Genomic DNA, 15561 nt, shown 5'->3' with positions numbered 1-15561 from the left:
AATTAGGTAGAAAAAACTCTAAAATTCTAATCACATGAAAAGCAAAAAAAACTTTACCGGCGCCATCGGTGCGTGGCTGACTAATGAGCTACATCCAGCAAACGCGACCTACAGCTCACCCAACAGCAATTTTAGTTCTATTAAGCTCAACGGGATATACAGCACCCTTGATTACCTGAGCATCGGCTGGTTTGGAGTGGATATGAGCAACCCTAGCAGTCCCACCCTGCAAACCAGTAACACATATCTTGCACAACAGGTTTTAGATGCCCGTGCACAAAACCCGGACATCACCATATTTGCTTTACTGGCCCATACCCAAGAAATCACCAAGGATCTCCAAACGATCATCAACAACCCCGCCCTGCTGACCACTTTTGCTACCAATGTTGCCAACTTTCTGGCTAAAAATGACCTCAATGGTTTTGACATTGATTGGGAACAGCCCACGAGCCAACTCTCCCATAAGCAATGTGGCCAATGGCTCAACGCATTGGGTAAGGCTTTCGGGGATACCTATTATCTGGCCATTTCGGCGAGTTCTAACCAGTCCGGTAATGTCAACAACCTGAATGCGGACGCTGTGAATGCCAATGTGGATGTGTTCAATTTGCAAAGTTACTGGGTTAGCGATCCTAGCGTATTTATTGCACACGGTATCAATGCCGATCTATTGGGATTCGGTGCTTATTTAGAAAGTGGTGTCACTGCGCTTTATGCTTCTCAGCAATACGCTGCTGGGATTCAGTACCAGAGTAAGCAATACCCCTACCAAACTATGATGAGTTGGCGGCTTGATTCTTCCAACTGGCCTTTCGAGCAAAGTCAGCAACTATTGATGCGGCCATACCTGACCGGCCAACCGGATGTGGTTGTGTTCGACGATGGAGCCATCTTGAATGCGCAAACTACTCCTACTATTATCCAAAGTATCGTTATCCGTAGCGGAGATGTTGTGGATGCCATCCAATGTACCAATGTCAGCAGCGACGGCTCGTATGTGGTACAACTATTACAACACGGTGGTGATGGCGGCAATGGGAATAATCCGATCAATCTCACAAATGGCCTCACCGCTTTCAGTTACGTAACAGGCTACTGGTACGGACAAAATGTGGTAGTTCAAATCACCATCAACGGCACAAGTTATCCCGCCACCATTAATCCCAATGTAGTTGATACACAAAATTTTCAGGTGACCGCACCTGCGGGTAGAACTATTATTGCATTCAGTGGACAAACCTGTTATGTGAATTTGGCAGGCGGAGGTTTCAGTTGGGTGTTATCGCAGATCAACGGAGTATTCGGTTAGTGATTTTTTTATTCCCTCTGGTGCTCGTATACAACGAGTGCCTACATAATATTTAAAAGATAATTGTAGCGTTTGTAACGCAGGCTAATAAAAAAAGGTTCTTAATACGTTTTATTAAGTAGTAAGTATCTAAAAAGCCAAATTGCAAACGCTTTGATTTAGTTTATACAAGTAAAAGGGGGGTCTGTCGCATCTGTCAGAATCAAATATAACACTTTAAGTAATTTAAAAGTTAGGCCGCCAATTTACAGAATGATTTACACATAGTTATCCCTGGTTCAATCATCTGATTCTTTCTCAGCATATACACAACTTCAATTCCGCTCAATGTTCGTCTTGCTGATTCAAAGCTTTTAAAGTCTAACCCGTTTTGTATCCTCCACTTTATAAAACGATGATCCTGTTCTATAATATTGTTGAGATATTTACACTGCCGGATTTTAATCTTTGAGAATGAACGTTTGTTATAGACTTTGATTGCTGCAGTATTAGAACCGCTTTTATCAATGTTTATTACTCTTGGCAATTATTAGTAATTGCTTTAATTAGAAAAGACTGAGCGCTCATTTGTTGTCTTTTTCTGCTCAAAAGAAAGTCAACCGTATTACCTAATTTATCTACCGTTCGATATAAATAACACCATATAACTTTTACTTTGATATAGGTCTCATCCAATCTCCAGCTCGTCCCCACTCTGCCTTTTCTCTTCTTCATTTCTAACTTGATGAAAGGTGTAAACTTATAGACCCAGCGTTGAATAGCAGCATGATCAACATGAACTCCGCGCATTATCATGATCTCTTCAACATTCCGATAACTAAGTGTAAATCTTAATTTAAAATACACAGCCTTAAGAATGATCTATTTTGAATAACAATAACCTTTAGTATTCATCTTTTTGATCGGTTTAAAATTCAAAAGATAAAAGTTATTCCCAGATGCGACAGAACCTAACTAAGCTAATATGAGAAATTGGACTAAAAATTAAATCAATAAAATATTCAAAAATATCAATAACTAAAACCTCGCCAATCGTTCTTTCATCAATTTAAAATACTTTTCTTTCATTGCTTCAGACAAAAAAGAAATCTCAATTAATTCATTCCATTTTGTTGTATTCTCGAACATTGATTTTAAAGCGCTATCGATAATTTTGTCATTTAACCCTAATCTTTCTTTTCCAAAATAATCAATAAAATCACCCGCTTTAAAATTGTTTTTTTTCCCTTTTAGTTTAAGAGCCATTTCTTCCTGCGGATTTTTAATAGCAATAGACGAATTCAGGAAATCATAAGCAGGCGTTAGAGTTGTTTTTCCTGATTTTGTTATCAAGGAAAAGTTTTTGAGATGCATGTCTTCATTACCAGTGATAAAACAGAATAGGATTCTCTTAAAAAATTCTGCTTTTTCAATTGAAGGGAATGTACAAAAGTCCTCTATCACTTTTACAATTTTCTCCATCGTAAAATTATATTTAGTATCTCTGGAACTCCCTGTCAGCTGTGCAAAATCTTCAGTGGCATATTTCCTGCCTTTACCATACCTGTCAAACCTTTTTATGAAATAAGATTTCGAATTATCTTTAGAATATATGAGTCCGTGAAGCGGTACTTCAATTCCATAAACCTTAGCCATTCGCATAGTAAGATCTTCATTTTCGGGTAATTCAGGAAATATATCGCTCTGCGGTTTGATAATAAAATTACCGTACTGATCTACAATTTCAAATTGCTGGTTTTTAATCGATAATACGGCACTTAATTTAGGCTGAACGCCCTGAATTGATAACTTAGTTGCTCTATTTGCTGCTTCCTGACGTAGTTCTGATGCAGAAAAAGGAAGCGTTTGTAATGAGAGCAACTTAGAAGATAATAATTTCAAGCCTTCTACGCTGTACAAATCTTCTCCGCAAGGTTTATAAGTAATCAGACATCTATTCATTACTTTCAGCTTTAACCGTTACTGCCCCTACCAAATCATTACCTACAGCTATAAGCTGTGAAAAATAATCTTTCCTATCTATTTTATTTATTTTTAAAAGGCCTTCAAGCATTATACCCTCCGGTAACAGCCCTTCAAAAAACGGCGGAAAATCCAGAAATGAATATTTTTTGTGGGCAGAAGGCATCGTTAAGGACACTGGCTCTGAAGAATAATCATCATCATAGATAAATAAATACCTTCCGTTTTCTTCTTCCATAAGCTCACCTGCCCTGGTACCGTGAACATAAACTACTGCTTTTCTCATCTCTTATTTTTTTAATGGACTTATAAATTGAATATCAATATTCAAAATATTCAAGACTGCGACTAGACTGTCCCATCTTACTGATGTTTTATTCTTTTCAATATCAAACACAGTTGTTTTGCCGATACCTGCCAGATCTGCTAATTGAAGCTGCGTAAGTCCCGCAGCTTTGCGATGTTCCCTAATTAACTGCCCTAAATCAAAATCATTCATAATTACTGTCTAAGCAGTAAATGTAGTCATTTTTTATCTTCTATAGAATAAAAAACTACAAAGTTTGGAATATTTTACCGCTTTAACAGTAAATAGTTAAAAATATTTAAATTAATCCAAAGTTAATGTATCAATCAATAAAAATTACTGCCAAAGCAGTAATTTTTATTGATAAACGGAGTTTTTGCTTTTTTTACCACACAAGTTAACACTGAATTTAAAATTATAAACATAGACATATATCATCTTCTAAGTATTCAAGTTTTGTGGCAGAATCGTGGCGCATTGATTTTTGACAAAGTAAAAACTCAGTAAAATCAAGGACAGCTGAGTTTAGTTCGAATCGATGTAAACTCTTTACCCACAACCGTTAGCGACTGTATATTTCTTTTTTTAGGAAATTAACCAGTTAAACTTTATGTTGCGGAGTCTGAAGATCCGTAATAAAATGCTCTCCAGCGTAGCTTCTATGCTAAGAATATTTCTAACGAATAATTATTCATCTTGAAATTTCCAGCGGTCTCTACATCTATGAGATATAATTTTACACGGGTTCACTGAATTATTAAAAAGACAAGAAAAAAAGGCATATGATTAGCTTATTTCACAACGTTCTTTAAACTGTAAAAAATATCTATAAAATGATTGATAAAGAAATTAAAGCCCGAGAAATATTGACTCCACGGGCTTTATAGTCAAAAATTATTGAGCTAAAAAATTATCCACTTTTGCTCTGGAAAGTAGTTTAATTACAATGTCTCTGCCGGATTTCTGCTCCCCAATCAGTCCCATACGTATAAGTTCGTTCAAATCCTTTCTTGCAGTCTGTCTTACAACTTCATGTCTTGAAGAATATAAAGAAATATTCACATGGGCATCTTCTTTTGAATACAGATGAGACACAAGATCGGCCTGTCGTTTATTAAGCCCTTTTTCAAGTAGTTTGTAAGCAATTAAATTGCTGTTGTCCGCTTCAATTTTCTTTTTATCCCTGTAATTAATCAAGCTTTCGAATGCAACTCTTAAACTTTTAATGGAATAATTTATAAAATAAGTCATATCATTATCATCATTCTCTGTTTTTAAAAAAGCTTTATCATACTGGATTCTTGAATTTAGAATTGCTCTGGAAATGGAAATATTCTTTATCAGCGAATAATCCTTTTTAAGCAGGAACCAATAAAACAGGGCACGCGCCGTTCTTCCGTTTCCATCAAGAAACGGGTGGATAAATCCAAACATAAAATGGATTATAGAAGCTTTTATTATCGGATGGATAAAGGGCTTTTCCGAATTTGCAAGATCGCACAGATCCTGCATAAAATAACCCACCGCATCAGCATCGGGAGGTGTATGGGCTATCTCTCCATCCACATGATCCTGCACAAATATCGGCGTTTTTCGAAAGACTCCCGAGCAGTATTCCGCACTGGTATTTGCTGTCATTATTTTATGAATCTCAACAATAAATTCAAAATCCAGTTTTTTATCCAGCTCGCCCGTAATAAATTTTATCGCGCGAAGATTATTGAAAATCATCTGCTCAGACTCGTTTCTGGGCTTTCTTTCTGACTTCAGCATTTCAAAAGCTACTTTTGTTGTTGTTGCAGCCCCTTCAACCTGTGAACTTGCAATAGCCTCTTCAAGGACTGAACTTTTTAGGTACTCAGCTTTATCATACTGCGTTATCGGGGATTTATACAATCCTCCTATCAACTTCAAATCAAACTCGTGCAGATTTTTTTGGATATTTTCAGTCACATTGTAATAAAACTCCCTGTTTCCAAATTTTAACGCCTTATAAGACACCTGCCTGTGCAGCTTAATTAAACTCCATGATTTTTCCAGATCGTCAGGAAAAGGAAGGTTTTTTCTGTACTTCAATTCGTCCCAATAATAATAGCGATCATCAGTGCTTCTGACAAAACTTTCGTATTTGCGCTGAAAAAAATCATTAATCAGTTCAGCCGTAAGTATATTCGCTACATTTGGAGGACTTTCTATTTTCACAACAGCAAAACATGTTAATTATGAATTCAAAATTAACATATTTATTTATAAATTGCAACTTTTAAAAAGAACTTTCTTATAAAGAAGCCTTTTTTTAAACAAGTTACTTCTTACTTACTGTACAGATATCATCTTTCTTGATAAATAATGCGAAAAAAATTTCTGCAATCAAAAAAACATTCTATCTTTGCACCCGCAATCAGCAAATGCTTGCATCTTACTGGAGGAATGGCAGAGCGGTCGAATGCGGCAGTCTTGAAAACTGTTGACTGTAACAGGTCCGGGGGTTCGAATCCCTCTTCCTCCGCCAAAAGAAGTTTCAAAAGAAACTTTAAATATCAAAAGCCTTTAAACAATGATGTTTAACGGCTTTTTATTTCTATGCGTTTCAAAACAAACTTTATTTTTCAGCGCAATCCTAAAAAGCGGTTAATCACATATTAAGTAAAAATACTTAAACCGAAACGATGGAAATAACGAATGCACCAGTAAAAGATCAGTAACTAAAGCCTATAAAGAAATAGTCAAACTGAAAGTAAATAAAGGAAACAATATGGACTGTCTGCATTACTTCACAGAAACGAATATTAGAAGTTGCGCAAAAGAAAATAATCATTCGTAATTTTAACCTATCTTATAAACTCATCTACTTTCTCAAAGTACAAATCATAATTTAAACCAATTTTTGTAAGTCCCGTCCATAAAGCATTCATAAGCCTTTCGGTTTCTCTTATAATTGATTTCTCTTTCATTGAAATTAAGGATAATTCTCCTTGTAACAAATATTCTTTTAATTCCTTCTGCCAGTCGGCATTACGATTTTGATCCCAAGTACCGTTAATATCGTAAGCACCTTCAGGATATTCAGTGATGCCATCATTAGCAAAAGCTTCTGCGCGCATTGACAGATACTGGCTGGTCTGCATTAAATCCATTTTTCTTGCCACTTTGCCGACAGCCGTAAATGCATTTAAATTAAAACGTGTTTCTCCTGACCTGCCTTTTTTTGTAGTGATCAGTACCACGCCGTTTGCCCCGCGGGAACCATAAATTGCTGTCGCATCGGCATCTTTCAATACCTCTATATTTTCTATGTCCGATACATTTAAATTGTTCAGCGGATTTGTAACACCCGAGATAGCGGATGCAGAAACAGTCGCATCTCCTAACGACTGTGATGAATATGGAACTCCGTTTACAATGTACAATGGATCATTGCCGTCTCCACGTATACTGCTAAGACCACGGATCTGAATATTAAAGCCGCCACCCGGAACTCCTGTGTTTTGAGTAATGTTTACTCCAGCCATATGTCCCTGCATTGCCGCTAATGGATTGTTGACAGGCTGTTTTTCAATATCCGCCGCTTTAATTTTCGCAATACTGTCGGTACGTTCCTTTTCTTTAACAGAATAATAGCCCGTATTAATTCTGACTTCCTGAAGGGTAGTCTGGTCTTGCTCCATCTGCACATTGATTAATAAACGTCGTGCAACTGGAATTTCAATGGTTTTAAAACCGATGTAGGTAAAAATTAGACTCACATCAGATGATACTGTTATGGTAAATTTACCCTCAAAGTCTGTGATGACAGTATTTCTCTGGTTTTTAACTGAAACACTCACACCTGGAAGAGGGGTTGTATCATCAGTTACAATACCACTCACCTGTGCTTATTGTTGTGAAATGGAGAACTGCAAGGTATTCCGTACTAAGGCTGGAGTGCAAAATAGGTAGAAGCCGAAAATAAACGGATACCATAGTGCAGCCAACCCTTTGTTCAATGAAATAGTTTTCATAATTTTGGGTTAGTTAATTTAAAACGAAAGTTTGTATTAATTCAGCTCTCTAAACTTGTTTGTCGACCGGTTAGAGGGCTTTTTTTGGCTCTAATAAAGCCTTAGTAATTCTTCCTTTTTAAAAGCCCGCAACTATACAATTGACTAATTCAAAATAAGATCATGACAGCGCAGACAGTAAATAGGCTTAAATCTTTTCTAATTCATAAGCAGATAGTTTTGATTAGACAGTTAGCTAAATGCGAGGCTATGAAAATGAAGGAGGAACGCTAAGAATATAAGCGGAGAATTAGTACCAAAAAGATAAAAAAATGGCGTAGAACTCAGCTTATATCGCTCCAAGGTACTGGTATACCCGCACACGAATAAGCGAGCCCACGCCAATGACGTGAGCATCTTACTTATCCTCTCGTGGTTTAAAAAACGCCAGTTTTCTGTTCGAGATTCAAAGCGAATGCTTCAAATATTTTAATTGAAGAGTCACAAAATTAATAAAATCCTATTTAAAATTTCTTTAAATAATTTTTTAGAGTTCATATATATTATATATAAAATCACAAAATTGTCAAATTTGACATTTTTTTTATTCTAATTGTCTCAATTTCACTTTATGAAAGAGATTCGAAAAAAATATTATATCGCATTTGGTCAGAATTTACAAAAGGTAATGGATAACAATAAAAAAGATGTTATGACTGTTGCCTCTGTAGGTAAGATTGAACTTAAGCAGGTATATAGAGTTCTAAACGGTGAACATGGAGCGTCGTTAGGTACTATAATATCTATAGCAAAAGGCTTAGATATCGAACCGAAAGAATTATTTAATTTCAAATTTGATTTAGAAAAAGAATAAAGAAGAAAAGATATTTATCATTTTTAATTTTAAAATATGACAGAAGTAGAGATTAATGCTTTAGCGATTGAGATATATGCTGTAATTGTAAATGGAAATATAAGGAATTATATTAGGGAATGTATACGTTCGGGTAAAACAACGAAAGAGGAGATAAAAGATTGTGTTTTCTTTAAAATAGCTCAAGAATTAAAAAAATAATTTATTTAAAATCAACTATAAAGATGCTTCGGTATCTTTTTTTATGCTTAAAAAAATTCAAAACAGGTGTTTATACGGTAGGATTTTCATCATTAAAAGAACTATTTTGCCTATTATTTATTTGTTCGATTATGGAAAACCGTAAAGAAAAATAAAATGGTTTTATTAGTTTAGAAAAGTATAATTCAATTTTAGTAAGCCAACAAAGCTGTTTAAACAAAAAAAACGAAGGATTCGAAGAGAAATTTAAAAAGGTTTAATAGTACAAAATTACTTTGTCTAAATTCTATTAGAATATTTTAAAATCAAAAAAAATTAAATACTAGTCTTAATATTGTATGCACTTATTGCCTTAACACCTTGCTTTTTCGTAAGTTTGTAAACTACTTAAAAATACTGCATATTCAACCATATACCAAGTAATATGAATAAAAAATTACTATCTGAATCTGATATAAAAGAAAAATATATTACGCCTGCAATAATTAATGCAGGTTGGAACGAACATACTCAGATTATTAGAGAATATGCAATTACTGCCGGTAGAATTTGGGTTAAAGGTAAATTAACGGCTAGAGGTAAGAAACTTTTTGCTGACTATGTGCTTTATATTTCAGGAATACCTGTTGCTATAATTGAAGCAAAAGACAATAATCATTCTTTAAATTCTGGAATACAACAAGCTTTGAAATATTCCGACCTGATGGATATCCCTTTTGTCTTCAGCAGTAATGGGGATGGTTTTTATTTTCACGACAAAACAATTACATCTGGAGATATCGAAATCAATCTGGCTTTAGAAGATTTCCCCACTGTCGGTTTTCTTTGGGAAAAATATAAAAAATTCAAAAAAATAGAAACCGAAATTGAAGAAAAAATTATTCTACAAGATTATTTTTCCGATAGTAATAGAAAGCCAAGGTACTATCAACAAATTGCTATAAATAGAACAGTTGAAGCAGTCGCTAAAGGTCAGGATAGAATTCTTTTAGTTATGGCTACCGGAACAGGTAAAACCTACACTGCATTTCAAATTGCGTATAGGTTATTTAAAAGCAAAAGCAAACGTAAAATATTGTTTCTAGCAGACAGAACAGCGTTAGTTGATCAAACATTGAGAGGGGATTTTCGTCATTTCAAAGATGCTATGACTATCATTAAAAAGAAAGTAATAAATGTTGATGGTAGAGATGTATTAGTTGCAAACAATAAAAGAGGGATTGACAATGCGGATAAAGCATTCGATATCTTTTTAGGATTATATCAAGGGCTAAGTAATTCTAATCCAGAAATACCAGACTCATTTAAAGATTTCTCACGTAACTATTTTGATTTAATTATAGTTGATGAGTGCCATAGAGGTAGTGCAAAAGAAGATAGTAAGTGGCGAGAAATATTAGAATATTTTAATACGGCTACACACATTGGCTTAACAGCTACTCCTAAAGAAACTAAAGAAATATCTAATATCCATTATTTCGGAGAACCTCTTTATACATATTCATTAAAGCAAGGTATTGACGATGGCTTCTTAGCTCCTTATAAAGTGGTTAAAGTAACTTTAGATATTGATGCAGATGGTTGGAGACCACCACAAGGATTCACTGATAAAGATGGTAACCCTGTTGAAGATCGAATTTACAACACAAAAGACTTTGACAAAAATATTGTTGTCGAAAATCGAAGAAAATTAGTCGCCAATAAAATTACAGAGTTCTTAAAGCTGAATAATCGGTTTGATAAAGCTATTGTTTTTTGCGTTGATATTGAACATGCAGAAGGTATGCGATCTGCCTTAGCAAATGTAAATACCGACTTGGTTAAGGAAAATAGTAAATATGTAATGCAAATTACAGGCGATAATGAAGAAGGCAAACGTGAGTTAGATAACTTTATAAATCCAAGTGAGAAATACCCAGTTATAGCAGTAACATCAAAATTAATGACCACTGGTGTTGATGCGCAAACTTGCAAGTTAATTGTATTAGACAGTAATATTGGTTCAATAACCGAATTCAAGCAAATTATCGGTCGTGGTACGCGAATTAATGAAGAATATGGAAAAACCTATTTTACAATTATGGATTTCAGAAATGTAACCAATCACTTTGCTGACCCTGATTTTGATGGCAATCCGGTCTCTATAATTGAAATTGAAGGTGATGATGCAATTGTTATAACTGATCCACCTCCAACAGATGTAATTGACGACCCAGATTTTCCTGAACCTGACTATCCAGAGATTACTGATCCAGAAGGTGGTGAAGGGCCAAAACCTAAGCCCATTAAAAAGATAGTTCAAGGGGTTGATGTAAAAATCATTAATGAAAGAATTCAGTATTTAGGTCCCGATGGTAAAATAATTACAGAAAGTTTAATTCATTACACAAAAAAAAGTATTGGTAAGCAATATAAGACTTTGGACAGTTTTCTGCAAGCTTGGAACAATGCAGATAAAAAGAAAATCATTATTGAAGAATTAGAAGAAAAAGGAATTTTCTTTGAAACATTAAAAGAAGAAGTAGGATTAGAATTTGACCCTTTTGATTTAGTGTGTCACGTTGCTTTTGATATGCCTGCTTTATCAAGAAAAGACCGAGCTAATAATGTAAAAAAAAGAAATTATTTTACTAAATATTCAGAAAAGGCACAAACAATTTTATCTAATCTATTAGATAAATATGCTGATGATGGAGTATTGACGATTGAAAGTTTGGAAGTTTTAAAACTAAAACCAATAAATGAATTAGGTACACCTGTGGAACTAATAAACGCTTTTGGTGGAAAACCTCAGTATGAATTAGCAATTAAAGAACTTGAAGAAGAATTATATAAAAAAGCTTAAAAATGGATAAATGCGTAATTGATTTACTTAGTGCTGTGACGCAAGTGAATTCAAGATATTTTAATGCAATTGGCACAAGAGAAGATCAAACACAGTATAATCAAGTAACTGAAAATCCATTCACAGCCGAACTCTATCATAGATTTAAAAATATAATTGAAGTTCCTGTGAATGCAAATTATTACAATAATCTTATCTTACATTTTGATATAACAAAACTATCAGTTGGAATGAGGCCTGATTTAGTCTTGCATCAAGCCCAAGAAAACAGGAATGACCAAAGAATGTTTATTGAAGTAAAAACAGACGCGACTATCAATTTATCAGCCGATTTCAATAAGCTTATTGAAGCAACTGCTTCTTATTTAAATTTTAAAAATGTTGTGATGATAACTGTTAATAGAAGATTTAACGATATGCTAAATTTAATAAGACTACATCGTAGTTTTTTTGAAACAGAACCATCAAGAATGAGAAGAATTTATTTTATAAATATTGATACAGGTAATCCAGAACCAGAGTACAACATTTATTCCCTAAAATATAATAGAAATATACTATAATGGCAAACGTAGGTGCGGTAATAAGCAGTATTAGAAATATAATGCGTCAAGATAGAGGAATCTCGGGAGACGCTCAACGATTAGAACAACTTGGATGGATGTTGTTTTTAAAAATTATTGATGATAAAGACATTGAGTTAGAATTAACAAAAGATGATTACATTACAGTTATACCTTCAAAGTTTCAGTGGCGTAATTGGGCCGCCAATTCCGAAGGAATAACAGGAGAAGAATTGTTAGAATTTATTGATAGTAATGCTGAAAGTAATAAAGGTCTTTTTGCAACATTAAAAGAGTTGACAAGTAATATAAATCCAGAGCGTGCAGCAATTGTAAGAGAAGTTTTTGATGGCTCAAATAACTATATGAAGTCAGGTTACGAAATGCGTAAAGTAATCAACAAGCTAAATGAAATTGATTTTAATAAAACTGAAGACAAACAAATTTTTGGAAATATTTATGAAAGCATTCTTCAAGAATTACGAGATGCAGGTAATAAGGGAGAATATTATACACCAAGAGCGGTAACGCAATTGATGACGCAAATGATCAACCCACAGTTGGGAGAAAAAGTATTAGACCCAGCAGCAGGAACCGGCGGATTTTTATCAGCCGCCATAGACTACGTGCGCGAAAACTATGTAAGTACTATTCATGACGAACCTGTTTTACAAAAAAGTATAACCGGTTGGGAACTAAAACCAGTCTCTTACGTATTGGGTTTAACCAATTTGATTTTACACGGTATTGAAGTACCAGATTATCATTATATCGATAGTTTGAAAAAAGAATACAACGGAATTACGGCTAAAGACCGGGTTGATGTAATCTTAGCAAACCCTCCATTTGGTGCGAGTATTGCCGACGGTGTAGAAACCAATTTTCCTGCTTCGTATCGTTGTAAAGAAAGTGCAGATTTGTTTGTTATACTAATGCTTCAATTATTAAAAAATAATGGACGTGCCGCCATTGTACTACCCGATGGTTCTATTACGGGTGAGGGGGTTAAAGCTCGTATTCGTGAGAAACTGTTAACCGATTGTAATTTACACACAATAATACGTTTACCACAAAGCACATTCTTTCCAGCTACCGTTGCTACTAACTTGTTATTCTTTCAAAAAGGAAGTCCTACAAAGGATATTTGGTATTACAGACACGAATTGCCAGTTGGACAAAAAAGTTATTCTAAAAAGAAAGTCATTCAGTTTGAAGAATTTCAACCAATTATAGATTGGTGGAATGAAAGAAAAGAAAGTGAAGTTTCTTGGAAAGTAAATATAAAAGACTTGAACAATTGGGATTTAGATATAAAAAACCCTAACAAGGTTGAAGAAGTTATTGAATATAATAGAGCGGAAATAATAGAAAAAATGATCAAAAGCCAAAGTAGAATTAATCAACTTTTAAAAGAATTAAGTCTATGAGTTTATCATTCAAATTTATTCCTTTAACTTTTTTGAATGATAATTACGAGATTAAAAAGCAAATTCGTAACACTATCATTCTTAAATATTTTTTTGAAAGGAATTCCGAAATAGTTCACTTAGAAGATTTAATTACAGGTACTCAATATGGTTATAATGCCTCTGCATTAGTGCACGGAAGAAACAAGTTCTTAAGAATAAGCGATATAACAGATGGTAAGGTAAATTGGGAAACAGTACCTTATTGCAATTGTACTGATGAAGAAACCTATTTGTTATTCCCCAACGATATTTTAATTGCAAGAACAGGAGGAACAACAGGAAAAAGCTTTTTAATTTCAGAGCCACCAGCTCTATCAATTTATGCAGGCTACCTCATTCGCATCAGAGCTAATGAACGTACTAATCCAAACTTTTTGAATCTTTTTCTAAATAGCTATGTATATTGGTCACAAATTGTGTCACTTAACGAAGATAATTTTAGACCAAGTGTAAATGCTAATAAACTTAAAAAATTAATACTCCCAAAATGTGATGAAACAGCACAGAATGATGCGGTTAAAATTGCTAATGGAGAATTAATTAATGGTTATAATAATTTGTATCAATTGATTGATGAAACATTATTAAAATACGATAAGTTAATAAAAATTCAAATTGAAAAAAGAAATCAACTTGAATTACAAAAAGCACTAAAACAATCAATTCTTTCAGAAGCGATGCAGGGAAAATTGACCGTGAAATGGCGTGAAGAAAATTCAAAAGCTGAAACCGCAACAAAACTGTTGGAACAAATCAAGAAAGAAAAACAACGACTTATAAAAGAAAAAATACTCAAAAGAGAAAAAAAGTTACCTCCTATTTTAACTAAAGTAATTCCTTATGAACTTCCTGAAAATTGGACGTGGTGCAGATTAGGAGAAATTACAAATTATGGTTCATCAAAAAAAGCGGAACCACAAAATATTAATGATGAAACGTGGGTACTAGATTTAGAAGATATTGAAAAGGAAAGCTCAAATATTATTAATGAGGTAACATTTAAAAACAGAAAGTCAAATAGTACTAAAAGTGTTTTTAAAAAAGGTGACGTGTTGTACTCAAAATTACGTCCTTATCTAGATAAGGTAGTCGTAGCAAATAAAGAAGGCGTATGTACAACTGAAATTTTACCATTAACTATGTTCTGTGATGTAAATCCATTCTTTTTTATGTACGCTTTAAAAAGAAAGGATTTTCTAGATTATGTGGCTACTAAAGTTGGGGGAATGAAAATGCCTCGTTTAGGTACCGACGAAGGTAGAAATGCTTTTTTCCCATTACCTCCGTTGAATGAGCAAAAAGTAATTGTTGAAAAACTAGAAATTTTATTTAAGAATTGTGATATTTTAAAAAATGAAATTAATATAAGTGAACAATATGCACAAAATTTAACTCAAGCAGTATTAAAAGAAGCTTTCAAAATTAAAGACTCATCAGATTCTTTATTTGAGGACGTTAATTACAGTTTGTATGTGGCTATGATTCACAAACAAATTGAAAATCGTTTAAAAATTAATTATGGTGAAGTAGCAACACAAAAAACAGTTTTTAACATCAATGCGTTTACAGATCAAAAAATCCCCTATAATTTTATAAATTCTAACCACGGTACTTTTTCTCCACAGTTAAAAGAAGATTTAGTTAAAAATGAGTACTTAACCAAAGATCGAAAAGGCAACAGAGAGGTTTTTGTAATACAGCCATCAAAAGAAAAAGAAGTTTTAAACGCTCTAACTAATGCACAGAACCGAGAATTTATAAAGGCAGTAAATAGTGTTTTAGATATTTATGAAATGTCATTTATTAATAAAGAAACAGATAAGATAGAATTACTGAACACCGTTGCAAAACTAATTATAGATACCAAATCAACTGATTTAGAAATCATTTATAATGATATGCAAAAATGGCAAATAAAACAAAATGGTTTTAAAACTAAAGCGGAGAAATTCTCTAAAACCGATACAAAAAAGATGATTAGTTTAATTGAAAACTTAGAGCTAGTTGAAAAACTAAAAAAGTTTGCATAACATTAAATACAAAGTACT

12 protein-coding genes, 1 tRNA gene and 1 pseudogene are annotated in these 15561 nt (G+C 33.6%); 8 read left to right on the top strand and 6 right to left on the bottom strand.

Annotation, left to right across the window (positions count from 1 at the left end):
• Positions 1-34 precede the first annotated feature (34 nt).
• Complete coding sequence (locus LNQ34_RS14210) at positions 35-1312, top strand: glycosyl hydrolase family 18 protein (RefSeq protein WP_230000213.1); 1278 nt, start codon at positions 35-37, stop codon at positions 1310-1312.
• A 232-nt stretch (positions 1313-1544) separates the two neighbouring features.
• On the opposite strand, the pseudogene LNQ34_RS14205 reads toward LNQ34_RS14210, so the two are convergent.
• The 5 genes and pseudogenes from LNQ34_RS14205 to LNQ34_RS23550 form a co-directional block, all read right to left on the bottom strand.
• Positions 1545-2173, bottom strand: a pseudogene (locus LNQ34_RS14205) (IS6 family transposase).
• A gap of 156 nt (positions 2174-2329) precedes the next feature.
• Positions 2330-3253 (bottom strand): HipA domain-containing protein, encoded by a 924-nt coding sequence (locus LNQ34_RS14200; protein WP_230000212.1) that lies wholly within the window; start codon positions 3251-3253, stop codon positions 2330-2332.
• Positions 3246-3560 carry a HipA N-terminal domain-containing protein gene (locus tag LNQ34_RS14195; RefSeq protein ID WP_230000211.1) on the bottom strand — a complete coding sequence of 105 codons (315 nt, stop codon included), beginning with the start codon at positions 3558-3560 and terminating at the stop codon, positions 3246-3248. The genes LNQ34_RS14200 and LNQ34_RS14195 overlap by 8 nt, the downstream gene beginning before the upstream one ends.
• 3 nt (positions 3561-3563) lie before the next feature.
• The gene (locus LNQ34_RS14190; protein ID WP_230000210.1) at positions 3564-3773 is read right to left on the bottom strand and encodes a helix-turn-helix domain-containing protein; all 210 of its coding nucleotides are present in this window, start codon (positions 3771-3773) and stop codon (positions 3564-3566) included.
• Between the two features lie 702 nt (positions 3774-4475).
• Entirely contained in the window at positions 4476-5783 is a 1308-nt protein-coding gene (locus LNQ34_RS23550) for a Fic family protein (RefSeq protein ID WP_230000209.1), read from the bottom strand.
• Positions 5784-6005: 222 nt separating this feature from the next.
• On the opposite strand from LNQ34_RS23550, the gene LNQ34_RS14180 reads away from it, so the two are divergent.
• Positions 6006-6093 (top strand) — tRNA-Ser (locus LNQ34_RS14180).
• Positions 6094-6412: 319 nt separating this feature from the next.
• On the opposite strand, the gene LNQ34_RS14175 is transcribed toward LNQ34_RS14180, so the two are convergent.
• Positions 6413-7450: a TonB-dependent receptor plug domain-containing protein gene (locus tag LNQ34_RS14175; protein ID WP_230000208.1), complete on the bottom strand. Its 1038-nt coding sequence runs from the start codon at positions 7448-7450 to the stop codon at positions 6413-6415.
• A gap of 742 nt (positions 7451-8192) precedes the next feature.
• Here LNQ34_RS14175 and LNQ34_RS14170 point away from each other — a divergent pair.
• The 6 genes from LNQ34_RS14170 to LNQ34_RS14145 all read left to right on the top strand — a co-directional run bounded on the left by LNQ34_RS14170 (position 8193) and on the right by LNQ34_RS14145 (position 15543).
• Positions 8193-8435, top strand: a complete 243-nt coding sequence (locus tag LNQ34_RS14170; RefSeq protein WP_230000207.1) for a helix-turn-helix domain-containing protein — start codon at positions 8193-8195, stop codon at positions 8433-8435.
• Positions 8436-8471: 36 nt separating this feature from the next.
• Positions 8472-8636, top strand: coding sequence for a hypothetical protein (locus LNQ34_RS14165; RefSeq protein ID WP_230000206.1), 165 nt, complete (start codon positions 8472-8474; stop codon positions 8634-8636).
• Between the two features lie 424 nt (positions 8637-9060).
• Complete coding sequence (gene hsdR, locus LNQ34_RS14160; RefSeq protein WP_230000205.1) at positions 9061-11481, top strand: EcoAI/FtnUII family type I restriction enzme subunit R; 2421 nt, start codon at positions 9061-9063, stop codon at positions 11479-11481.
• Between the two features lie 2 nt (positions 11482-11483).
• Positions 11484-12044 (top strand): hypothetical protein, encoded by a 561-nt coding sequence (locus LNQ34_RS14155; protein WP_230000204.1) that lies wholly within the window; start codon positions 11484-11486, stop codon positions 12042-12044.
• Entirely contained in the window at positions 12044-13471 is a 1428-nt protein-coding gene (locus tag LNQ34_RS14150; protein ID WP_230000203.1) for a class I SAM-dependent DNA methyltransferase, read from the top strand. The genes LNQ34_RS14155 and LNQ34_RS14150 overlap by 1 nt, the downstream gene beginning before the upstream one ends.
• On the top strand, positions 13468-15543 hold the full coding sequence (locus LNQ34_RS14145; protein ID WP_230000202.1) for a restriction endonuclease subunit S: 2076 nt from the start codon (positions 13468-13470) through the stop codon (positions 15541-15543). The genes LNQ34_RS14150 and LNQ34_RS14145 overlap by 4 nt, the downstream gene beginning before the upstream one ends.
• Positions 15544-15561: the final 18 nt, after the last annotated feature.

Source organism: Flavobacterium lipolyticum (assembly GCF_020905335.1).
GTDB classification, from domain to species: domain Bacteria; phylum Bacteroidota; class Bacteroidia; order Flavobacteriales; family Flavobacteriaceae; genus Flavobacterium; species Flavobacterium lipolyticum.
Note: the sequence above shows the minus strand (reverse complement) of the source record. Positions and strands in the feature narration are given on the sequence as shown.